The 23,489-nt window shown below is 47.5% G+C and carries 22 protein-coding genes and 1 other annotated feature; of the genes, 2 read left to right on the plus strand and 20 right to left on the minus strand.

The features are described 5' to 3' along the window. Nucleotides 1-78: 78 nt before the first annotated feature. From ACFPXP_RS20935 to gpr, 7 genes are all read right to left on the minus strand, one after another. On the minus strand, nt 79-552 hold the full coding sequence (locus ACFPXP_RS20935) for an N-acetyltransferase (RefSeq protein ID WP_379896387.1): 474 nt from the start codon (nt 550-552) through the stop codon (nt 79-81). Nucleotides 553-683: 131 nt separating this feature from the next. Beyond that, nucleotides 684-1,844, minus strand: a complete 1,161-nt coding sequence (gene hemW / locus ACFPXP_RS20940) for a radical SAM family heme chaperone HemW (protein ID WP_379896389.1) — start codon at nt 1,842-1,844, stop codon at nt 684-686. A gap of 21 nt (nt 1,845-1,865) precedes the next feature. Next, nucleotides 1,866-2,678 (minus strand): undecaprenyl-diphosphate phosphatase, encoded by an 813-nt coding sequence (locus ACFPXP_RS20945; protein WP_379896390.1) that lies wholly within the window; start codon nt 2,676-2,678, stop codon nt 1,866-1,868. A gap of 147 nt (nt 2,679-2,825) precedes the next feature. Further along, complete coding sequence (lepA, locus tag ACFPXP_RS20950; RefSeq protein ID WP_379896391.1) at nt 2,826-4,649, minus strand: translation elongation factor 4; 1,824 nt, start codon at nt 4,647-4,649, stop codon at nt 2,826-2,828. Between the two features lie 82 nt (nt 4,650-4,731). Beyond that, nucleotides 4,732-5,082 (minus strand): hypothetical protein, encoded by a 351-nt coding sequence (locus ACFPXP_RS20955; protein ID WP_379896393.1) that lies wholly within the window; start codon nt 5,080-5,082, stop codon nt 4,732-4,734. Between the two features lie 41 nt (nt 5,083-5,123). Next, nucleotides 5,124-6,365 (minus strand): stage II sporulation protein P, encoded by a 1,242-nt coding sequence (gene spoIIP / locus ACFPXP_RS20960; RefSeq protein ID WP_379896395.1) that lies wholly within the window; start codon nt 6,363-6,365, stop codon nt 5,124-5,126. Nucleotides 6,366-6,508: 143 nt separating this feature from the next. Next, nucleotides 6,509-7,504, minus strand: coding sequence for a GPR endopeptidase (gpr, locus tag ACFPXP_RS20965; RefSeq protein ID WP_379896397.1), 996 nt, complete (start codon nt 7,502-7,504; stop codon nt 6,509-6,511). Between the two features lie 263 nt (nt 7,505-7,767). Here gpr and rpsT point away from each other — a divergent pair, with 263 nt between their 5' ends. Next, a complete protein-coding gene (gene rpsT / locus ACFPXP_RS20970) occupies nt 7,768-8,034 on the plus strand; it encodes a 30S ribosomal protein S20 (protein WP_379896399.1) in 267 nt (88 codons plus the stop codon). 54 nt (nt 8,035-8,088) lie between these two features. Here rpsT and holA read toward each other — a convergent pair whose 3' ends face one another. The 9 genes from holA to ACFPXP_RS21015 form a co-directional block, all read right to left on the minus strand. Further along, the gene (gene holA / locus ACFPXP_RS20975; protein WP_379896401.1) at nt 8,089-9,108 is read right to left on the minus strand and encodes a DNA polymerase III subunit delta; all 1,020 of its coding nucleotides are present in this window, start codon (nt 9,106-9,108) and stop codon (nt 8,089-8,091) included. Nucleotides 9,109-9,317: 209 nt separating this feature from the next. Then, nucleotides 9,318-10,379, minus strand: coding sequence for a zf-HC2 domain-containing protein (locus tag ACFPXP_RS20980; RefSeq protein WP_379896463.1), 1,062 nt, complete (start codon nt 10,377-10,379; stop codon nt 9,318-9,320). 20 nt (nt 10,380-10,399) lie between these two features. Next, the gene (locus ACFPXP_RS20985) at nt 10,400-10,942 is read right to left on the minus strand and encodes an RNA polymerase sigma factor (protein ID WP_379896403.1); all 543 of its coding nucleotides are present in this window, start codon (nt 10,940-10,942) and stop codon (nt 10,400-10,402) included. Nucleotides 10,943-11,184: 242 nt separating this feature from the next. Beyond that, nucleotides 11,185-11,313 (minus strand): hypothetical protein, encoded by a 129-nt coding sequence (locus ACFPXP_RS20990; RefSeq protein ID WP_379896405.1) that lies wholly within the window; start codon nt 11,311-11,313, stop codon nt 11,185-11,187. Between the two features lie 37 nt (nt 11,314-11,350). Beyond that, a complete protein-coding gene (locus tag ACFPXP_RS20995) occupies nt 11,351-12,346 on the minus strand; it encodes a C40 family peptidase (RefSeq protein WP_379896407.1) in 996 nt (331 codons plus the stop codon). Nucleotides 12,347-12,486: 140 nt separating this feature from the next. Continuing rightward, nucleotides 12,487-15,138: a DNA internalization-related competence protein ComEC/Rec2 gene (locus ACFPXP_RS21000; RefSeq protein ID WP_379896409.1), complete on the minus strand. Its 2,652-nt coding sequence runs from the start codon at nt 15,136-15,138 to the stop codon at nt 12,487-12,489. A gap of 65 nt (nt 15,139-15,203) precedes the next feature. Further along, nucleotides 15,204-15,722: a deoxycytidylate deaminase gene (locus ACFPXP_RS21005; protein ID WP_379896410.1), complete on the minus strand. Its 519-nt coding sequence runs from the start codon at nt 15,720-15,722 to the stop codon at nt 15,204-15,206. A gap of 24 nt (nt 15,723-15,746) precedes the next feature. Continuing rightward, a complete protein-coding gene (locus ACFPXP_RS21010; RefSeq protein WP_379896411.1) occupies nt 15,747-17,039 on the minus strand; it encodes a homocysteine synthase in 1,293 nt (430 codons plus the stop codon). Between the two features lie 113 nt (nt 17,040-17,152). Then, entirely contained in the window at nt 17,153-17,611 is a 459-nt protein-coding gene (locus tag ACFPXP_RS21015; RefSeq protein ID WP_379896414.1) for a ComEA family DNA-binding protein, read from the minus strand. A gap of 144 nt (nt 17,612-17,755) precedes the next feature. On the opposite strand from ACFPXP_RS21015, the gene comER reads away from it, so the two are divergent. Further along, entirely contained in the window at nt 17,756-18,586 is an 831-nt protein-coding gene (gene comER, locus ACFPXP_RS21020) for a late competence protein ComER (protein WP_379896415.1), read from the plus strand. Between the two features lie 63 nt (nt 18,587-18,649). Here comER and leuS read toward each other — a convergent pair whose 3' ends face one another. The 4 genes from leuS to rsfS all read right to left on the minus strand — a co-directional run bounded on the left by leuS (nt 18,650) and on the right by rsfS (nt 23,474). Beyond that, nucleotides 18,650-21,076 carry a leucine--tRNA ligase gene (leuS, locus tag ACFPXP_RS21025; RefSeq protein WP_379896416.1) on the minus strand — a complete coding sequence of 809 codons (2,427 nt, stop codon included), beginning with the start codon at nt 21,074-21,076 and terminating at the stop codon, nt 18,650-18,652. A 68-nt stretch (nt 21,077-21,144) separates the two neighbouring features. Further along, nucleotides 21,145-21,372: a binding site (T-box leader), on the minus strand. Between the two features lie 109 nt (nt 21,373-21,481). Then, nucleotides 21,482-22,237 carry a class I SAM-dependent DNA methyltransferase gene (locus ACFPXP_RS21030; protein ID WP_379896417.1) on the minus strand — a complete coding sequence of 252 codons (756 nt, stop codon included), beginning with the start codon at nt 22,235-22,237 and terminating at the stop codon, nt 21,482-21,484. After that, nucleotides 22,237-23,136, minus strand: a complete 900-nt coding sequence (locus tag ACFPXP_RS21035) for a CvfB family protein (RefSeq protein WP_379896418.1) — start codon at nt 23,134-23,136, stop codon at nt 22,237-22,239. Before ACFPXP_RS21035 ends, ACFPXP_RS21030 begins: the two co-directional genes overlap by 1 nt. Then, a complete protein-coding gene (gene rsfS / locus ACFPXP_RS21040; protein ID WP_379896420.1) occupies nt 23,133-23,474 on the minus strand; it encodes a ribosome silencing factor in 342 nt (113 codons plus the stop codon). The genes ACFPXP_RS21035 and rsfS overlap by 4 nt, the downstream gene beginning before the upstream one ends. Nucleotides 23,475-23,489 lie beyond the last annotated feature (15 nt).

The following is a 23,489-nucleotide window of genomic DNA, read 5'->3' on the forward strand; positions in this document are numbered from 1 at the left end:
CCGCATTCGTTAGCACTCATCAATAACGAGTGCTAATTGATAATACAAAAATACCAGACTAACGAGACCATTGTCAAGTCAGTCCAGCATCTTCAATACCGCAATTTCATCACAGCAGTGCTGCTTTTTACAATGAACGCAATCGGTCCATACCTTTTCCGGGAATACTTCTTTTTCGACTACTTGGAAACCGTTTTTTTGAAAAAAACGAACTTCATACGTCAGTGCCATCAGCTTAGGAATACCTTGGCTTCTAGCCTCTGTCTCGAGCAGCTCTAACAGCTTGCTGCCGATGCCGTTGCCTTTATATTCCTTGTTGATGCCCAGCGAGCGTACCTCCACCAAGTCCTGGCCTAGCCTAAATAAAGAGCCGCAGCCTATCATTTTATCATCCTGCACCGCTACGAAAAAATGGTCCAACTGGCGAATCAGCGATTCCCGGCTGCGCGGCAGCATAATGCCTTGTTCCGCATAGGATTCTATCAATTCATATAAGGCGTCGACATCCGTATCGATCGCTTTCCTGCACTGAATACCTATTTGAGTTTCCATTTCGTCCACCACGTTTCATTCAGCATGATACGAATAAATATACGGCATGGCGAATAATTAATCAAGCAAAATTTTTAACGATTCCGTGCAGATAGAAACGTTCTCTTATTCACAACTCACTTCACATTCCATTACGTGATGGAGCCGACAAACTCACCGAATACCTCGTTGCCGATCGGGATCGCTTGACGGGATAAACGGTAGCCCTGTTCATCTCGTTCCAGTGCCTTGAGCTGTACAAGTCTCGTTAAGATTGGACCGAACACCGATTCCAATTCTATCCCGAATTGCTCTCTAAAACCGTCTCTTTTAACTCCTTCCATCATACGAAGCCCAACCATCATGAAATCCTCCATCGCTTCCTTCGGATCCACTCGGTGCTCCTCCAAGCGAGGCAAGCCTTTTGCCGCTGCATCGATATAGGCTTGAACCCCTTTCACATTCATATGCCGTATCCCATGCATATACCCATGAGCACCAGCCCCGAAGCCATAATAGCTTTTATTTCGCCAATACATGGAATTGTGGCGGCTTTCAAAGCCTGGCTTAGCAAAATTGCTAATTTCGTACTGACGGTACCCTTCCTTCTGAAGACGGTGCATGATCATCTCATACATTGCCACTTCTGTCTCTTCTTCGGGCAGTGGAAGCTCATTCCGCTCATACAGCGTATGAAACAGCGTCGATTCTTCTACTTTTAAGCTGTACAAGGAGTAATGCGTCAGATCAAGCTGCAGCGCGGAATTTAGGCTGTGCTCCATATCCGCCAGCGTTTGGCGAGGCAGACCAAACATGAGATCAATCGATAAATTGCGAAATCCGGTTTTTCGTGCCCTCTCTATACTGCGGTATACATCATCCACATCGTGAATACGACCGAGCGAGACAAGCAGTTCGTTCCGGAACGTCTGTACCCCGAAACTCATGCGGTTCACACCGCCCTCATACATAACGTTGAATTTCTCATCGTCTGTCGTTCCCGGATTGGCCTCTGAGGTGAACTCAAAATCCGTTGATCGATTCGGAAAATACGTATTCAGCACCTGGAGTAAATACCGCATCTCCTCCACACTAAGCGCTGTCGGTGTACCTCCGCCGATAAATATCGTCTCGATCGTATCTGGAGGTATTTGCTTCACCGTTTGTTCAATTTCACGTTCCATAGCCTGTAAATACTTCATCACCGGCTGATTTTTCAAAGCGTACGTATTAAAGTCGCAGTAATAACATTTATGACGGCAAAACGGAATATGAACGTAAACCGCTTTCGGTGTTTCCATTGTATGAATCATCGCCTATTTCGTTCCTTCCGATTACATAAATAACAAGACTAGAGCACCTACAACAAAACAATAGTAGGCAAAAGCTTTCAAATTCCCTTTCTGCATCATGCCCATAAACCAGCGCAATGAATAATAGGAAGCTGCCAAGGAGAAACCGAACGCCAGCAAATAAGGCAGCCAAAGCTCGGACATCATTGGATCACTGGCCAGCTCAGAGCCTTCCAAAACCATCCCGCCTAAACTAACGGGAATATATAGGAAGAAAGAGAATTTCAAAGCCGTGCTTTGCTTCATGCCCCTTCCCATCGCTGCTACGATCGTAGCGCCTGATCGGCTAATTCCAGGGATCAAAGCAACCGCTTGGGCAAATCCGACGATCACAGCATCTGAAAGTCTCAGATCATGATCCTGTTTCTTCCCCTTTAAATTCCGAATGAGCCAAAGGGCAATTCCTGTAACGAGCAGCGTAATCCCGATGACCTTAACGCCCTTCAGCTGTTCCGAAATAAAATCGTTTAACAACAGTCCGATCACGGCAGCTGGAATCGTAGCAATGAGCAGATAAATGACGAACATAAAATCACCCTTCAACTCGGTGTTTCTCGTTCGTATGTAGCCAAAAAAGCCCATTGTCAGCTGAACCAAATCTCTTTTGTAAATAAGCAGCACAGCAAGTAACGACGCGAAATTGACTAACGTTTCAAAGCTCAAGCCTTCGATATCAAGCCCTAGCAAATCTTGAGCCAGCACAACATGGCCGCTGGACGAGATGGGAATAGGTTCGGTGAAGCCCTGAAGCAATCCTAAAAAGCTGTATTTCAGCAGTGACCAAAGATCTTCCAAACGGTATTCTCCCCCATCTATATCTATGAAACTTATTCTAGTGACGCTTTTGGTACAAAAAGGAAAGAGGATCCCTTGACCGCCGCAGTACGGCTATCATCACGTTGCGGATCCCCGTCTTTCCCATAAATGAATGGTTTACGATGATTATTCGTCGATCTTTAATACAGCCATAAATGCTTCCTGCGGAAGCTCTACGCTGCCGACCATTTTCATGCGCTTCTTACCTTCTTTTTGCTTCTCCAGCAGCTTTCTTTTCCGCGAAATATCCCCACCGTAACATTTGGCGAGAACGTTTTTCCGCATCGCCTTTACGGTTTCACGGGCAATAACCTTCGTCCCGATGGAAGCCTGTACCGGCACCTCGAACATCTGGCGCGGGATAAGCTCCTTCAGCTTCTCACAGATTAGGCGTCCACGCTGGTAAGCTCGATCCTTATGCACAATAACGGATAAGGCATCGACCTTCTCGGCGTTCAGCATGATGTCCAGCTTCACCAGCTTCGACTGCTTGTAGCCAATCAGTTCATAATCAAAGGAAGCATAGCCCTTCGTGTTCGATTTCAGTTGGTCGAAGAAGTCGTATACGATTTCGGACAGCGGCATTTCATAGACGATATTGACCCGGGTCGTATCCAAATAGTCCATCGCCTTGAACTCGCCGCGTTTGCCTTGGCATAGCTCCATAATGGCACCGACGAAATCGTTAGGCACCATAATCGAGGCTTTGACATAAGGCTCCTCAATATATTCAATATTGCCAACCTCCGGCATTTTCGACGGATTCTCGATTTCGATCAATTCACCGCTAGTTTGCATTACACGGAAAATAACGCTCGGTGCTGTCGTAATGAGCGGAATGTTAAATTCGCGCTCAATCCGCTCCTGAATAATTTCCATGTGCAGCAGTCCTAAAAATCCGCAGCGGAACCCAAAACCAAGCGCCTGGGACGTTTCCGGCTCGTATTTCAAAGAAGCGTCGTTCAGTTCAAGCTTTTCCAATGCTTCACGCAGATCGTTATAATCCGATGTATCGATCGGATACAGACCGCAGTACACCATCGGATTGATTTTCCGATAGCCTGGCAGCGGTTCAGCCGCAGGCTTGTTCGCATACGTCACCGTATCTCCTACACGAGTGTCACTCACATTTTTAATTCCGGCAACGATAAAGCCGACGTCTCCCACTTTCAGCTCGTCTACAATCGTCATGCGCGGCATAAACGAGCCAACCTCAATAACCTCGAACGACTTGTTCGTCGCCATCATTTTAATTTTGTCTCCGGCTTTAATGGATCCGTCGACCACCCGAACGTATACAATAACTCCTTTATACGCATCGTAATGCGAGTCAAAAATCAAGGCCTTCAGCGGATTGTGTGGATCACCGCTTGGTGCAGGAACCTTCGTCACGATCTGTTCCAAGATCTCCTTGATGCCAATACCCGCTTTCGCAGAGGCTAGAACGGCATCACTGGCGTCCAATCCGATAATATCTTCGATTTCCTGTTTTACCCGGTCCGGCTCCGCACTGGGAAGGTCAATTTTATTGATCACCGGCAAAATTTCCAAATTGTTGTCGAGAGCCAAATAGACATTGGCCAGTGTCTGTGCTTCAATGCCTTGAGCTGCATCGACAACAAGCAGCGCTCCTTCACAGGCGGCCAAGCTTCTGGATACCTCGTACGTAAAATCGACGTGCCCCGGTGTATCGATCAGATTCAGAATGTACTCTTCACCATCGTCTGCTTTATAATTCAAACGAACGGCCTGCAGCTTGATCGTGATCCCTCTTTCCCGTTCCAGCTCCATCTGATCGAGCACCTGCGCCTGCATTTCCCGGGAGGTTAAAGCACCGGTATATTCTAGAATTCGATCCGCTAAGGTCGATTTTCCATGGTCAATATGGGCAATGATTGAAAAATTTCGAATTTTCTTCTGTCTTGCTTCAACATTCTGCAGCTCCGTCATGCGTTACCCCCACTAAAACTACAAGGTTAAATACAACTCATTATACCAGTTGTTTCAATGAGATTTCAATGCATGCGCAAGTCTAGCTAAATAAACCTTCAAAGAAAGACACGACGGCTTCCACACAGGTTTGCGAGCTTCGCTGCAAAATCTTCCCGGCGTTTTCGGCCGTTCGGCTCAGCATCCCTTGCTCTGACGGTGTATTCACAGCTGGAGCAGTGGCCGCCGCAGTGGATTCCTGCTCCGGATACAGCGGCATGGACGGCTGCAGTTGCAGTGCTTCCTGCGGCGGCAGAGTTTGTGTGGAAGAGGCCGTCCCATCAAAGGGACCATGCACCTCTTCCAATCCGCGGGAGGCAAGATCAAATCCGACAAACAACCCGACACCCAATAAAAATACGATCCACAGCATTTTGACACTGAATCGGTTCATTATCATTCACTGCCTTTCTACTCGAATGAAATCGAAATGGTTTATTTCGTCACTACCTGCTGACCTGAAGAAGCTGGCGCATCGACCTTCTCTGCCTCCCAAAATATTTCAGCAAGTACTTCAGCGAGCACATCGGCCGTTCGATTCGTTTCCTCCAGCGTATTTTCCGGCCCGCCGATTTCAACAACAAGACTGCGCGGTGAAATGCTCTGATTGTATTCCCCGTTGCCTGTCGTTCCATCCTTTGCGTAGATGCCGCGGGAAATACCCGGATACTTTTCATCTAAGCGCTTCAAAATTTCGTTGGCGAATTCCTCGTTTTGCTTCCAATTCGGATTTTTCAGCCCGATGATGAAATAAAGCTGAGCATAATCGACTCCATTAATATTGACTGTCGTCAAATCACGCGTTTGCGAATCCCGGTGCACATCCAGAAAATAATCTAATTCGGGATTTGTGGCGAATGCCTCCTGTACCGTCTTTTTAGAATATTTATAAGAATAGTTGTAATTAAAGTCCTGCTCCTTTGTTTGATAGTCTGTCGCAGAATGGGTCGTGCCAATACCTAATTCCTGTAGACGATCCGCCATTCGTTTGCCCACTAATGTAATATTGATACTAGAATCGTATGCCTGATCCAGCTCCGTCACGCCTTCCAGCTCAGGCACCCATGATTCACGATTATGGGAATGGTATATGAATACTTTACTTTTGCCATTCGTCGTATTCTTTGGCGGTTCTGTAGTATCCGGTTCCGGATCCGGTACGGTATCGTTGGGCACGGAAGGAGTTGCATTCGGATCATCCTTCGGCGGTTCCGGATTTGTCTGCTGCCTTGGGGGAGATTCCAGCACTTCCTTCGATGGCGTGTAATCTGCTGGAAGAGCGACTGCTCCATCATGAGAGCCTTTGCGCAGCACGACGATCTTCTCATGCGCCATGCCTGGTACTTCTCTAGCTAATAGAGTCTTCGGATCGGAAGGATTAATATTGGTTACAAATTCAAAGAGAAAATGGCCTACCTTTGTCTTAGAGAACGTGGTATTTTCCTCATCGCTCTTTAATCTTGGCATCTCTAAAGCTATCATATCCAAAAAGAAGTTACTGGAAACCGTTGCGGTCAAGCCTTTCATTGAAGAGATCGGCGACGTCACCCGCTTCGCTTGAATGATACCGCCAATGCTCAGAATCACAAACAGGATCAGGGTGCAGCAGGAGAGGGCTGTAAACAGTTTGACGAATAGGGGTGCGGATCCCAGCCTAAAGCTGTGGATAGCTTTCATGATTTGTTCCTCCTCATTCTCTTCATTCTCGAAATCTATCTGTTTTCAATCTATGAAATGATAGAGTAGGATAGAACATGAAATTTTCTGCGAAATATTTTGTTGCTTTCTTATCATAAAAAAAAGATCCCTCACGGGATCTTCTAATGGGTGTATGCGGATAAATTCTCTTGGCTGACCGCTTCATGCAGTCCTGCGTTCAAGCCGTTCGCGATGACGTTCGCGGTATCTTCAATGAACTGGTCAATTTCTTTAGGCGTCACCAGCAAATCATGGCCGAGTGGATTGAGCACTTCTTTGACCATGCTAAGCCGTTCCTGCTCCGACATATTCGGCAGCATCCCTAGGATGGCTGCGGTATTCTGTGTTTGCTTTCCAAAATTCGCGGCCAGCATTTCAATCGTATTGTTGACAATGGTGGAAGCGTAGACGACCGTTGGAACGCCAATGGCAATAACAGGAATCCCCAACTCCTGCTGTGTAATCCCTTTTCTTTTATTTCCAATGCCCGAACCAGGATGAATCCCGGTATCCGCAATCTGAATCGTCGTATTCACCCGTTCCAGCGCTTTTGAGGCTAAGGCGTCAATACATATAATGAAGTCAGGCTTCGAACGCTGCACAATGCCGTGCACGATTTCACTGGTCTCAATCCCTGTAATGCCTAACACGCCCGGAGCAACCGCACTGACCTGACGGTATCCGGGACTGACTTGGTCCGGCGTCAATTCGAAGTAATGGCGGGTGACCAGTACATTCTCCACGACCATTGGTCCGAGCGCGTCTGGCGTAACGTTCCAGTTGCCTAGACCTACAATTAATGCCTTCGCGTCCTTCGGTATGCCCAAATCACGCAAAAACTTCTCAAATACAGCGGCCATCTTGGCTGCCACTTGATCCTGTAAATCCGAGTCATGGTAGCGTAAACCCGGCACCTCTATCGTGATATATCTTCCTTGAAGCTTTCCTAATGTTCTGGAGCCTTCTTCGTTCATCACGTGGATATGTGTGACGGTAATTTCCCCGTCTTCTTCCACATTCATGTCAACGCCAGGCAGGCGGTCGCTCACATTTTCCGAAACCATTTCCTTGGCTTCTAAGGCTAAATCGGTACGAACGGAATAATTGCTTAAATCCATCTTTCTCCCCGCTTTCGAATTCCTGGTTCATTTCGCTTGACCAGTGAAGTTTCGCTTATTTTGCCTCGAAAGGAATCAAGATATACGGGAGGCTCTTGAACACGTTGCCATGCAGGGCGAGTGTATTGCATTTTTCAAATGAGCGTGATAGAATGTTTAAAGTTGTGAAGAAGTACTGATTCCGTATGGAAGAAGCACTTTCTGGACGGTTGTTTATACAACTGCAAGACAGCTACTGGGAAATCTGGTAGGAGGTGAATAGTATGCCGAATATTAAATCTGCGATCAAGAGAGTAAAAACCAGCGAAAAACGCCGTTTGCAAAATGCATCTCAAAAATCTGCTCTTCGTACAGCTGTGAAAGCTGTTGAGGTTGCCATTGCTGGTAACGATGCAGAAACTGCGAAAAAAGCGCTGCTTCTAGCAAGCAAAAAGCTGGACAAGGCTGTAACCAAAGGCCTGATTCATAAAAATGCGGCAAACCGCAAAAAGTCCAGATTAGCGAAAAAAGTGAACACTTTAGCTGTGTAACCCACAGTTAAATACAGCCCGGTGCGACTGCACCGGGCTTTTTCGTGTGATATGTTATCCAGCTGTTTTTAGAATGAACAGTTCCAGACCAAGTGCCTTATCGACTTGTCCGGTCTTCATCTCGTAGTCCAGCTGTGAAATATGACTCAATAGGTTAGTTAATGCTTTCTCGCTATACTTCCCTGCCTGCTCTCCAGCAAGCTTGACCCGATATGGATGCACTCCGATCCGAGAGGCCATCTGCTGATCTGAATAACCGCTCTGACGAAGCTGTTTGACCTGCAGCAGAAGCCGGAACTGCTGAGCCATCAACGCTAAAATTTTGATAGGCTCTTCCTTCTGCTTCAATAAATCATAAAACATGGAAAGCGCTCGATCTGTTCTGCGTTTGACAAGCTCCTCAATTAACAGAAACACATTCTGTTCCATCGTTCGAGGGACGAGAGCTTCTATCGTTTGAACGGTAATGGTCCCCCCGCTTCCCGCGTACAATACTAGCTTCTGGATTTCCGCGAGCAAATGCTGCAGGTCAGTACCTGCGGTCATCAATAGAGCATCGACTGCCTCTGAGTCAATCGAGCATTGCGCCTGCTCGAATTTCTGTTCGATCCATATCCGCAAGTCCTGATCCCTCAACGCCTGGAAGTCAACAACTTGTCCGCGTTCCTTCAGCAGCTTGACGATTTTTTTTCGCTCATCCATCTTCTCCGCTTCAACCAGCAAGACGATAATCGTGGATTCTAATGGAGCGTCCAAATATTGCTGCAGACGATCTAATTGATGTTCTACCTTAGAGGAATCCTTAGAGCCGGTTAAAAACAAAGCATTGCGAGCTATAATCAGCTTGACAGGCACCATAAAAGGAACCGTCTCCGCATCATCTATGACCTCTTGGATCGGCGATTGCGTTAAGTCATATTTGCTCATGCCGAATTCGGCATGCTCCGGAGCCATGCAACGCTCCTCAAGACGCCTAATAAATTCATTCATGAGATAGGCTTCCGTTCCGTAACATACGTATACCGGCGATAATTTGCCAGATTTAAGCTGCTTGAATGCTGCTTTATAATCCATCTAAACCCCTCTTTTCCAACACCTTTCATCATAACGCAGCAAAGGGACTGCGTCAAAAAACGGACGGCAGCCCCCTTGCGGCAGCAACATCTATATAAACACTCTAGAGAAGGCCTAGGAACTTCTCCCCGAGTGGTCATACGACGTTTGCACGTCGTCTGACTTTGTTGCTATACTATACGCAATTTCCATTCCATGTGTGCATTCAATTATGGCGAAACCGCTAATTTTTCCTCTTTCGTCTCCGTATCAAGCTCATATACCGTCGCTTGATCGCCCGTCGTGACAGTCACCGTCAACACGGTATCGCTTTTCCAAGCCACCTGCAGCTCTCCTTCAGCATGCACAGAAGACTCCATCACGATCTCACCTTCTGGATCCGTTATGCTTACAAATTGCCCTTCCTCCGCTTGTTGAACAACGGCCTCATAGCTTCCGTCCGGAGAATCGGTCACTGCAGGCTCAACCGGAACAGAAGCAATGCCGTATCCTCCATGCGGTGCGCCAATCGTCGGCGGGTGTTCCATGGATCCACCCTCTTCCGAGCCAGCGGAGAATGCGTCGGGGGTATCCGGGGCGACCGTCGGTTCCCCGGAGTCCATAGCGGAAGGAGACTTCCCGGACGAAGGATCGGCTTGTTCGAACTCGCCGACTTCCAAAGGCTGCGGAGCATCCTGTTCTCCCTGATCCAAGCCTTCGAAAGCTCTGCTGCGTTCCTCGGCATCGGTGGATGGATCTGGAACAGGTTCGGATTCAGGCTGTCCGGCAGCAAATTGTTTCTGCTGCGTCTCCCCAGTGTTGTATGTCTCCACCTTATAGAGCTCCGCATCTCCTGCATCCGCGGCGGAGTCGGAGGCAGACTCGTTGCTTGCGGAACTGCGAAGGAACACTTGATTCATTGCGCTGTCGCTCGAATCATCCTTAGAAGGCAGCATGCCGTTCACAATGAATGTTAAAAGTACACCTGCTGCCACTACACCGCCTAAAGCACGCAGGGATATCGAATCCTTCAGCTTATGAAGCCAGCCGACTGGCGGCTTTGAAGACGGATTTGCCGTCTGTACGGCCTCCGGTAAATCCAACTGAGGCAGTATGCTGTCCACAATACTGAACGGCGGTTCGATCTTTGGCATGCGGGTCAGTTCCTCCGAAAGGCGGCTCAACCGTTCATACATAAGGGAGCATTCTGGACACCCATCCAGATGACGCATCGTTTGATCCAGTTCCTCTGGAGTTAGATCATGATCTAAGCTTCTTTGCATGAAATCCATCACCTCATGACAGTCCACCCTTACACACCACCTTTCTGATATTCTTGGAGCATCGATTGAAGCTGCTGTCTTGCCCGGAATAAGTAAGATTTCACCGTATTCAGAGGAAGGCCGAGAGATTCAGAGATTTCATTATAGGAGAAATCCTGCAAATATCTAAGAACAACGACCGTCCGATGGTGCTCCGGAAGCTGTTCAATCGCCTGCCTGATGTCTTTGGCTGCGATCGACGAAAGGAGCTCCTTCTCTACATGATTATCCGTGGCGAACACCATATTATGCTGATCGATGGATACGGTGGATTTCGCGCGACGAAATTTATCAATACATATATTCGTGACAATACGCTGCACCCACGTTTTGAATTGGGCTTTTTCTTCGTAAGAGTTGATTTTGTTATAAATTCGAATCAGTGCTTCCTGTGATGCATCCAAGGCGTCCTGTTCATTACCGAGCATATAGTATGCTGTGCGATACACATGAGACTCGACTTGGCGCAGAAGCGTAACCAAAGCTTCGCGATCACCGGCTTGGGCAGACCTGATTAATTCGGGCTCTACCACTAGGATCCCCCTCTCATGCAACTTTTTAGACGGAAAACATATTTAAAATGTTGCACTTTTTTTGTCGTAAGTTGAAATTGGCTCTTCTGACGTTCTGGAAGAGCTTTATTGCCCCATGAATGGTGTGAAAATAGGACTTTTAGAGCAACCTCTTATAGCATATCAAAATATCAATATTCGGTATATGGGCTGCCTAAAAATTCCCTTTTGTAAAATCGAGTCAATAGGTATAAACTCTATATTCAGACGATCCAAATGACAGCACGGTTGTCGAAGCCGCACATGATATGTACACCTGCCAATGCAGACAGCAGATAAAGAAAGTTATACGTTCCAATGAAAATGAAAAAAGGTGCCCCTGTCATTTTCATGACTTTCGGGACACCTAACAATGTTAAATGATCATTTTTATAGGGCGCTGCCGCCAAATACGAATCGATATTCCCAATGTCTTCCATCAATATTGTCGATTCTTACTCCGCCGGAATCTTTGGAATACGTATGCAGAATCTTACCGTCTCCCAAATAAATTCCAACGTGAGTGATGCGCTGCTTCGATTTGTTTAACCCTGTATACTTGCTCTTGCTTGTCCCTTTGTAAGACATGAAGAACATTAAATCGCCCGGCTTTAAATTCTCCCAATTATATACGGCATTCCCTTTGTCCTTCACATAATCGGCTTGTTTTCTCGAATCACTAGGAAGCGTAATTCCTGCGCCTTCTTTAAAGGCTTGTCTTACAAAATCAGAGCAGTCAAAAGTACTTGTGTTGTATCGGCTGGAACCAAACTCATACGGCGTACCCAAATACTTCTTTCCGCTGGCAATGACTTCTTTAATCACGGAAGAAACATTCGTATTGCTTACAGATGTACCTGCGGAAGTCGATGCTTGATTCGAGCTTCCTGCCGTATATTGAATATATTTAGACGATGAAGAAACATAACCGATTTTACCATTGCTGTCTTTAATTTTAATCCAATAATTGTTGACTTCGTCGATCACTTGCACGCGCTCACCTGTCTGAAGCATCCGGATTTTGCTGGCATCTGTGGAAGGAGATGTACGGAAATTCACTCCTCTAACAATCTTTGCTTGATTGGCTGACACCGTGCTGTCATTGTATTGAATGTACTTGGACAATGCGGAGACATAGCCCACCTTGCCGCTGCGGTCTTTCACTTTATACCAATATGAATTCACTTGTTCTACAACATCGACCGTTTCCCCGGCCTTTAATAGACGAATTTTACTAGAGCTCGTAGCAGGCGCCGTACGAAAATTCACACCTTGTACAATTTCCGCTTCCGCCGCATCAGCAGTGTTCATCCCCATGCTGCCAAATCCGCTGAAGGTAAATGCTGCTGTCAAAGCGATCGCAGTCATCTTCTGTAGTTTATTCATTCCGGCTTCTCCTCCTGAGAAAAGATTGGACATCCGCCTTAGCTTGTCCGGTTTCTAGCCTAACATAGACTTCGTCCGAAATGGGGAGGTAAATGTTTCCTTCACGAATATGTAAACGTTTCCTGAGGTATATATTGCGTTCAATTGACGTTCATTTTAAGTGACTTCTGTGACAGTTTCGTACGGATTTCCATGTTTTCTTCGTCGATAAAAATTTGAATTTCCCCGTGCTGATCCGTCCGGAATATGCTGCTGTCTGCTTTGTTCAATCGCTGCAGCACTTCTTCTGTAGGGTGACCGTACACATTATTTCTGCCCGCGGAAATTACGGAATACGTTGGATTCCAAAAACTCAGCCACTCATCGGAGGTGGAGTATTTGCTTCCGTGATGAGCCACTTTCATGATATCCACCTGTTGGCGATACGTCGCCGTCTCTAAGTCAATCGATGACTGGCTGTCCGTGTAAGAAACGCCCTCCTGCCGATTCGTTCGCTGCCGAAGCCATTCCCTCTCCTGTACCTCGCCGATGTCTCCTGTGAACAGCAGCTGCCTGCCAAATACCTCGAGCATCAATACGACAGAAACGTCATTTTGTTTTTCAGCGATGTAGGGGTGATGGCTGTCTTCCTTAGATACCGGAAGCAGTACCTCGATCCGGGTCTCATCATCTACGCTGTATCTTTCTCCTGCTGTTGGACTGTAAATCGGTATACCTCGTTCCATCGCAAGTTCTAAAAATTCTTCATATACCCCTCCCGTATCGTACGTCCCGTTCATCCATATCGCATGAACTGGAAAGGATTCAATCACCGCTCGCAACCCTCCAATGTGGTCTGTGTCCCCATGTGTAGCAATCATCAGATCAATATCACGGATTCCCCTTTTCTTGAGTAACGGGACCAACAAATCCTGTCCTACCTCATAGGGGTCTGACCTCAGCTTCCAATCTTCTCCCTGCTTCATAAAAGAAAGCGTGCCGCCTCCATCAATCAATATGGTTTGTTGAGATGGCGTCACGATGAGCGTGCTGTCACCTTGTCCCACATCAATAAAATAAATTCGAGCACGAGAATCCGTCCATGGTGAAATATACTGATACCCGATCATCAGTAAGAGTGCCAAAACCCCTGTACATAATACCCACCTTCTTGGCTGGAGCGAATCGAATGGCAGTCCCTTTTCCCACAGCTTCTCGGACTGATAGCCCTTCATTTCATAAATTAGCCACAGAGATAGTGCAAAATAGACTAAAATCCACTCCAGCCTCGGAGAGGACCATACGAGATGAAATCTGTCAAAGCTGGCTAACAGCTCTACGCCGTTAAAGACAAGCTCGAGTCCCCAAACGACCGCAGCCGAAATCATCTTACCTAACCATGGCCATAGAAAGCTCAGCGCAAAGGACAGCAGTGCGCCTGGAAACAATATCGTGCTGATAAAAGGCACAATGAGAAAATTCGCCAAACCTGATAGCAGTGAAAAAGAGTTGAAATAATAAATAGAGATAGGAAATGAAATCCACTGCGCTGTAATCGTCACACTGAGCAGGGAACGAACAGACTTCCACCAGCTGTCTGGCAAAAAGGAATAAACTACTGGCGTACATATGATTAAACCTAATGTCACAATAAATGAAAGTTGAAAGCTGATACCTACAATAAAATAGGGATTCCACAAGGTCATCATTACTGCGGCCAAAGCGACCAAATGTATACTATTTCCAAGCAGCTGCCGCTTCATGGCATATAAAGCTAATACGGTCATGATCCCCGCTCGAACAGCGGAAGGCGAAGCTCCCGTCAGGAGGACGTAGATGGGGATCCATATCATGCTGATGGTATACGAAGTCTCCCGAGTCAATTTCAACCATCGGCATAGGAGCATCATGATCGATGCCAAAACACCAACATGAAGCCCAGAAATCGCTAAAATATGAGTTAGGCCTAATGAGGAAAATTGATTGAACTGCTCCTCGTTCAAATCATCTCGGTAGCCGATCAGCAATCCCTTTAAAAAACCGCTGAACGGCTCTTCATAGATGGAATCGAGTTGATCTGCAAGAAGCTTTTGAAATTGATCTCTCCAGCCGAGCCAAGCTTGAGGGTCGCTTTTCTCGCCTTGCTGAATGCTCACGCCGCTGATTCCTTTCAGCGACAGCTGCCAATGTATGCCCTGATCGTGAAGATAACTGCGGTAATCAAAGGCGCCAAAATTACCCGCTTCACTTGGAAGCTTCAATTCTCCTTGCAGTTGAATCCGGTCCCCCCGTCTCCACTCTTCAGCTGTCCGCGTCTCCGGCTCTTCCATCAACCGAATCTGCACCTGAAGCTTCTCATCAATCCGCTTCACGCCTTGTCCAAAGTCGACTTGAGAAGTTCGAAGCACGAAACGGACCCGATCTCCATCGATTTCCACCGAACTCACAATTTGACCGGTTGCTGTCACCACAGCCGCTTCCATATGCTGCGGAATAGACGATATGTTCCGGTTTTCCACCCATGAGGCATATCCCCAAGCACTGCTCAAACTCAAACAGACGACCACAGACAAGGATATCCATTGTGATCTTTTCAATTGTCCTGTAACCAAGGTAATTGCCGTGTAGGCACACACCACGAGAAGCCCGAACACCCAGCTCAGCCGTTCTAAACCAACGGACATTCCTACGGTCCAGCATACTGCGATAACTGTGAAATATTTCACCTTTCCTGTCGAACCTTCCTTCCATTTCCGGAATACTGTAGCTTGCCGCGTCGCAGGCACAAAAAATCCAATATGTTCCTTATTCATAAAAAAAGAAGCACGACAATGCTTTGATGCATTGAGGTGCTTCCTCTTCCAGTTCATAAGTGTGATTAATGGGTAATATCTTCTACGATACCAGCCGGAATTTCATAGCTCTCCAGCCTCCGAAACAAGATCCCTTTTTGCTTCATCATTTCGGTCACTTTATCGCTGTCCTTCGGATATGGCCTATGATATACAATTTCCACAATACCGCTGTTGGCCAGCATGTTAGCGCAAGTCCAGCAGGGCTGATCCGTTACATATACTGTAGACCCTACCCGGTCACTTCGATCGGTAAACAGCAGCAGATTTTGCTCCGCGTGAATCGTGCGCACACAGCGCTGCTTCTTGACCATTTCTTCTTTTCCATCCACCAGCTTCACTTCATATTCCTCTACGATCATACATCCCGCTTCAGAACAATCCGGTACACCTGACGGAGCGCCATTATAGGCGGTACCGAGCAGCTTCTTGCCCTGCACAAGTACCGTCCCCACTCTTCGGCGGCTGCATTGGGAACGAGTGGAAGCCATATACGCAATATCCATAAAATAAGTATCCCAATCTTTTCTGACTGACGTGCTCATTAGGTCAATTCCTTCCAGTGTATTTTAAGATTGGCTCGCTTGAATCGCCTGCTCTAGATCGTGAATGATATCTTCGATCGATTCCGTGCCTACTGACAATCTTACCATACCTGGCGTTACACCTGTAGAGGCGAGCTCTTCGCCTTCCAATTGGGAATGTGTCGTGCTCGCTGGATGAATAATCAGCGACTTCGAATCCCCAATATTGGCCAGATGAGAGAACAATTTGACAGAGTTGATCAGCTTCTTCCCTGCTTCCACGCCGCCTTTAATTTCAAAGGTCAGAATGGCGCCTTGTCCTTTCGGCATATATTTCTGAGCCAGCTCGTAAGATGGATGGGAAGGAAGACCTGCATAGCTAACCGATTCAATCGCCTCATGCTTCTTCAAATACTCCGCAACCTTCAGCGCGTTCTCACTGTGGCGATCCATGCGCAGATGGAGCGTCTCTACACCCTGCAGCAGCTGGAACGAGTTGAATGGGGACAGCGGTGCGCCAATGTCCCGCATCAGCTGGACACGAGCCTTGATGATATAAGCAACAGGACCTACAGCATCTGCATAGACGACGCCATGGTAGCTCGGATCCGGCTCCGTCAGGCCTGGGAATTTGCCGCTCGACTTCCAATCAAAGTTGCCGCCGTCTACGATCACGCCGCCAATTGAGGTGCCATGTCCGCCAATAAATTTCGTAGCGGAATGAACGACAATATCTGCTCCGTGCTCAATCGGTCTAAGCAGGTACGGGCTTGGAACGGTGTTATCTACGATCAGCGGGATACCGTTCTCATGAGCGATGCCGGCAACCTTTTCAATATCTAAAATGTCCCCTTTCGGGTTTCCGATCGATTCGGCATAAAGCGCTTTCGTCTTATCTGTAATCGCTTGTCTGAATTGCTCAGGATCTGAACCATCGACAAATTTCACTGTGATCCCCAGCTTCGACAGTGTATTCGCGAACAAATTGTATGTACCGCCGTAAAGACTGGAGGAGGAAACAATTTCGTCACCCGCTCCGGCAATATTTAAGATAGAGAACGTAATCGCAGCTTGGCCGGAAGCAGTTGCGAGCGCAGCCACCCCGCCTTCCATCGCGGCAATTCTTTTCTCAAACACATCATTCGTCGGATTCATCAAACGGGAATAGATGTTGCCCATTTCTTTCAGCGAGAACAAATCTGCAGCATGATCCGTGTCCTTGAACCCATAGGATGTTGTCTGATAGATCGGTACGGCTCTCGACATCGTTGTCGGATCAATTTCCTGTCCCGCATGTACCGCAAGCGTTTCCAACCCTAATTTTCTTTCTTCTGCCATATGTTATATTCTCCTCTCATCTCTAGTGTTCTACGGTAATACATGTCCAATCTTCAATATTCTCTCATACATTTCCAATCTTGAAAAGTGAGTTTTGTTTTGATGAGCTCATTTTAATCGAATTCCAGCATGTCCTTGAACTTAGCCAGTGTTTTCTCCCCGATCCCTTTAATCTGCAGCAGATCCTCCGCGGCTTTGAAAGGACCATGTTCATTTCTGTAATCAATGATCGCTTGCGCTTTGCTCGGACCGATCCCCGGCAAAAGATCCAACTCAGCAATACCTGCCTCATTTATTTTTATTTTTCCATTTCCAGCATCCTGTTCGTCCGGCAGATCCGATTTCGCCTTGTTCTCGGCCGGTGCGGAACTGCCAGCAGTCCCTTGATCTGATTCTTGTTCCGTTCCGCCGTCCTCCTCCGGCTGCAGCACATCCTCTAGCTGGGAATTGATCGGCAGATCACCTGCTTCCATAGAAGTACCGCTCGGCCACATCATCATAGCCAATAGTACAGCCGCAAACAAACACATCACGATCCATACGAGGATGCGGCTGTTCCATCTGTTATACATACATATCGCTCCTTCCACTTTTCAAGAAAAAATCCGACATCATTTCGCTGATCTCATGAAGTTCGCTGTCATATTTTCACATTCTGCGAATATTCATAGGGTAACAAAACCGGTTGGTTATTTTTAACATAAGGAGGGATCCTCTTGAATATCGGTTTTATAGGCACAGGCAGTATGGGAACGATTCTTATTGAATCCTTTATTAAGACCGGTGCCATCAAGCAAGAGAACATCAACATCCATAACCGGAGCAAAGAAAAGGCTGAACTGCTGCAGATAAAGTATCCTGGAATCCACATCGCCGAAAATTGCCAACAACTGGCGGCAGGCAGTGACTTGATCATGATTTGCGTAAAACCGCTCGAGTATAAAAATGTATTGGAGCAAATGTCCTGCAGTTTAACCAAAGAGCACATTATCGTCAGTATCACCAGCCCTGTACTCATCAAGCATTTGGAATACCAGACCCCTTGTAAGATCGCGAAAGTCATCCCTAGTGTAACGAACTTCGCCTGCAGCGGCGCTTCGCTCTGCATTTTTGGGGAACGGATGGAACCTGACGATCGAACTTACGTGCATCAACTATTCTCTGCCATCAGTACGCCCATCGAAATTCAAGAAGAGTATACACGGGTCACATCCGATATATCCAGCTGCGGACCTGCGTTTATTTCTTATTTCCTGCTTCAATTCGTTCAGGCTGCTGTAGATGTGACAGGTATTTCGAAAGAACATGCTACCAAGCTCGCCTCCGAAATGCTGCTCGGCACTGGAAAACTGTTAACCAGCGGAAACTTTACACCAGAGACGCTCATTCAGAAGGTTTCTGTACCTGGAGGCATTACCGCTGAAGGTATACGATATATGTCGCTGCAATTGGATGGCGTGTTCAATCAGCTCATCCATACGACGCATACGAAATACAATGAAGATCTGGAAAAAGTAGAAGCGATGGTCGGCACCAAAGTAGATTAGCCACTAACTTTGGAGCGATGCCATCGCTTCTTGGTTCAACCGTATATGCTTAACCAGCCAACCTTAGTTGGCAACAATATTTACAAGCTTGCCCTTGACGGCGATGACCTTGCGTACCGATTTACCTTGGATAGCCGCCTTCACCTTGTCATGATTTAGCGCCAGCTCTTCCATCTGTTTTGGTTCGGTATCGGATGCAATACTCATGCGCTCAACAATTTTTCCGTTCACCTGAACGACAATCTCAATTTCATCTTCTACGGTCAGCTTCTCATCATAATCTGGCCAAGGAACATATGTGATCGATTCACTGTAGCCTAAACGCGCCCACAGCTCCTCTGCAATATGCGGCGCCAGCGGAGATAACATCTGAACGAAGTTCTCCATCGCTTTTCTTGGAAGCACGTCCGCTTTATACGCTTCATTGACGAAGATCATCAGCTGGCTGATTGCCGTATTAAATCGGAGCCCCTCCAGATCCTCACTTACTTTCTTCACGGTTTTATGCCAAGTTCGCTGGAATTCCGCGCTGCCTTCCGTATCCTGAATTTTCTCATTCAATTCACCAGATTCATTGATGAACAATCTCCAGATTCGATTCAAGAAACGGTACGTACCTTCCACGCCATTCGTATTCCAAGGCTTGGTTGCTTCCAGAGGTCCCATGAACATCTCATACATGCGCAGCGTATCCGCGCCAAAGGTTTGCACAATATCATCCGGGTTGATGACGTTGCCGCGAGATTTGCTCATTTTCTCATTGTTCGTACCCAAAATCATCCCTTGGTTAACTAGCTTGTGGAAAGGCTCTTTCGTCGAAACAACGCCTAGGTCATACAGGACCTTGTGCCAGAAGCGTGCATAAAGCAGGTGCAGCACAGCATGCTCCGCACCACCGATATAAAGATCGACAGGAAGCCACTGCTCCTGCTTCTCCTTGGAGCACAGCTCTTGATCATTGTGCGGATCAATATATCTCAGATAATACCAGCAGCTTCCTGCCCACTGCGGCATCGTGTTTGTCTCCCGGCGAGCCGGCTGGCCTGTTTCAGGATCCACTGTATTGACCCAATCGGTTACATTGGCAAGTGGGGATTCCCCAGTACCAGATGGCTTGATTTGGTCTACATCCGGAAGAAGCACCGGCAGCTGATCCTCCGGCACCGGCTTCATCGTTCCATCCTCCAGATGGAGAATCGGAATCGGTTCGCCCCAATAACGCTGACGACTGAACAGCCAGTCTCTAAGTCGATAGGTCACCTTGCCTTGACCTAATCCTTTTTCCTCCAGCCAGCTGATCATTTTTTGGATCGCTTCATCATTGTGAAGGCCATTCAGAAAATCGCTGTTCACATGCGGACCGTCCCCAGCAAAAGCTTCTTTCTCCAAGTCGCCCCCGCTGACCACCTCAATAATAGGCAAATCGAATTTACGTGCAAATTCCCAGTCCCTTTGATCGTGTCCAGGAACTGCCATGATGGCCCCTGTACCGTAACTAGCCAGCACATAATCAGAGATCCAGATCGGAACGTTGCTTCCATTCACAGGATTGACGGCATACGCTCCAGTAAACACGCCCGTCTTCTCTTTTGAGAGCTCTGTTCTTTCCAGATCGCTCTTGTGTGCAGCCTGCTCCTGATACTGTTTAACGGTTTCCTTCTGCTCTTCTGTCGTAATCAGATCAACGAGCGGATGCTCTGGCGCCAGTACGCAGTAGGTTGCGCCAAATAAGGTGTCCGGACGTGTCGTAAACACCTTGAGCGGCTCATGTCCTTCCACACGAAATTCGACTTCCGCACCGGTCGATTTGCCGATCCAATTGCGCTGCATGTCTTTGATGCTTTCCGACCAATCCAGCTCTTCCAAATCCTCCAACAGACGCTCTGCGTATTCGGTAATCTTCAGTACCCATTGACGCATCGGCTTGCGAATGACCGGATGACCGCCGCGCTCGCTCTTCCCATCAATGACTTCCTCGTTAGCCAGCACAGTACCAAGTGCCGGGCACCAATTGACCGGAATTTCTGCCACATAGGCCAAGCCCCGCTTATAAAGCTGCAGGAAAATCCACTGTGTCCATTTATAATACTGCGGATCTGTTGTGCTGATTTCACGATCCCAATCATAAGAGAAACCGAGCGATTTAATTTGTCTGCGGAAATTGTTAATGTTCTTTACGGTAATATCGCGAGGATGCTCTCCAGTATCCAGCGCGTGCTGCTCCGCAGGAAGACCGAATGCGTCCCATCCCATCGGATGCAGGACGTTGTATCCTTTCATTCTCTTGAAACGGGATACAATATCCGTCGCCGTGTAGCCTTCTGGATGGCCGACGTGCAGCCCGGCACCGGAAGGATATGGAAACATATCCAATGCATAAAATTTTGGTTTATTCGGATCTTCTTCTGTCTTAAATGTCTTGTTTTGATCCCAATAGGACTGCCATTTCGGCTCGATCACTAATGGATTGTACCCTTGCTCCTGAGACATTCCGAGGTCCCCCTTCATATTGATTCACAAGTCAAATTACAATAAAAAAACTCCCATCCATAGCCAATGCTAGGGACGAGAGTATATTCCCGTGGTACCACCCTAATTAGCGCTGTTTTCAATCAACAGATCGCTCACTTTAGACCCTTAACGCGGGGTAAACGGAACTCTCGCAGAAAGGGGCGAGTCGTTCAAGGCTCCAAGGCAAGTTCATTCTTATTCGCTGCCGGCTCGCACCATCCGCCGGCTCTCTGAAAGACGAAATTGGAATTACTACTCCTCTTCCAAGCCATATATATGTGAGTGCTGCAGTTCTAGATCGGGATGACTGTGAAGATGCTGCTAGCATCTGGTTTGCTATGATTATATGTAATCATTGGATACCCTGTCAAGCGTAGGACCACTCTATTTTAAGGCTGCAAAAAAATAGCGGGAGGTCGCCTCATGCGGAGGCCGGGTCGTAAAATCCGACGAACAGCCAATGTCATGGAAACCGGCTTGCTGCAGCAAAGAGATGATTACCGGATAAGGATAGGCCCGCTGTGTATGAAATTCCTCCACTCTTTCAAAACAAGTGCTTCCTTCCCGCTGAATGAAAAAGGTGAGATCGTGATCCACTTGGTGCAGTTCCTCATCATATTCGCACAGCCATATATACGCAACGTCGTCCTCATTGTATACGAAGGGCTGGCATTCTCCATACAGCTGCAGTTGTCGAGGAGCATGCATGTCGAACAGAAAACAGCCACCAATCCGCAGACTATCATGGACGCGGCGGAATACCTGAAGCAAATCATCTTCTTCCAGCAGGTAATTCATGCTGTCACAAAATGAGATCACGCTGTCAACAGGCTCTGGCAGACTCAGCTCCCTCATGTCCTGACACAACCACTGAAGGTGAAGCTTAGAGCTGGAAGATGCGGCGGACATCCACTTTTCATTCGCAACGGCCAGCATATCCTCAGAGTAGTCTACACCGAACACCCGGTAACCTGCCTCTCCTAATGGAATGGCTACATTTCCGGTGCCGCATCCTAAATCCGCAACCGTTTGGATATGACCCAACCGGTTCCATACCCCTTGAGCATACTCCAGCCATTTGCGGTAAGGCATATCTTCCATTAATCGGTCATATACGTATGCGAATTGTTCATATGCCATCACTGCTTCACTTCCGCTTCTTCGTTTTCAGCCAGATGCGTCCAGCTGCCCTTCTGCACAACCTTTCCTTCCTTCATCAGCTTGCCGAGCGCGCGCTTGAATGCGCCTTTACTCATTTGAAACCGCTCTTTAATAATTTCGGCAGGCGTTTCATCGGAGTACGGCATGGCCCCATTAGGACGAGCTTTCAGAAATTCATACAACCGATCTGAATCCTCATCCCGGCTCTTTTCCTTCCGCTGCCTCATGGAACAGTTAACCCGGCCGTCCTCTCGCACGAAGGTAATTCTTACTTCCAGCTTCTCTCCAATCCGCAGCGGTTTTGTGCGCTCCGATTCGTGGATGAACCCTAACGCGCCAAAACCGATTTTTCCTCCTTCCACCAGCACGAAGGAACCCATTTTCAATGTGTTATATACGATGGCCGGCAGCCATTGATTCTTCCATAGATCCGGTGCACGGAAGGTTAGACGAGAAAGCTCCTGCTCACCGGCCAGCTTGCCGATCATCCTTCCCTGCTTATCAGTACTAAGCGTGACAAATACTTCATCGCCTGTCATAGGGCGGTATTCCGGCTCCTCCGGCAGCTGTTTGTAGGGAAGCAGCAAATGCCTGCTGAGACCCATTTCCAGATAACAGCCAAAACGCGGATGGATATCAACCACGGTGAGAAGCCCAGTCTCTCCCAACGTTAACAAAGGCTCGCGCATCGTCGCGGCGAGCCGGTCTTCACTGTCGTGGAACAGGAACACCTTAAGTTCCTGACCCATCTCGATGGATCCCTCAATCTCGGAGTAATGAAGGAGCACCTCATGCTCTCCATCTCCGAGAAAATATCCGTAAGGCGATTTTTCCCGGTTCACTTTCAGCGTTTTATACTGTCCAGCCTGCAAGCTCATACCGTTTCCACAACTTTAGCATCCGACCAAAGACGCTCGATATTATAGTATTCGCGATCTTCGCGATGGAATACATGGACAACGACATCTCCGAGATCAACGAGCACCCATCTAGCGGTATCCATACCTTCAACCCCTCTTACCGTAACTCCTTCGGCATCAGCTGTTTTCTTAATTTCATTCGTAATCGCTTGAACTTGCGTGTCGGAGTTCCCGTGACAAATCACGAAATAATCGGCAATTAATGAGATTCCCTGTAAATTCAACGTCACGATGTTATGGCCTTTTTTGTCCTCAATCGCCTTTACGACTTTTTGCATTAATTGATCTGATTTCATGTACGCTGCATTTCC

Source organism: Marinicrinis lubricantis (assembly GCF_042658665.1).
GTDB classification, from domain to species: domain Bacteria; phylum Bacillota; class Bacilli; order Paenibacillales; family KCTC-33676; genus Marinicrinis; species Marinicrinis lubricantis.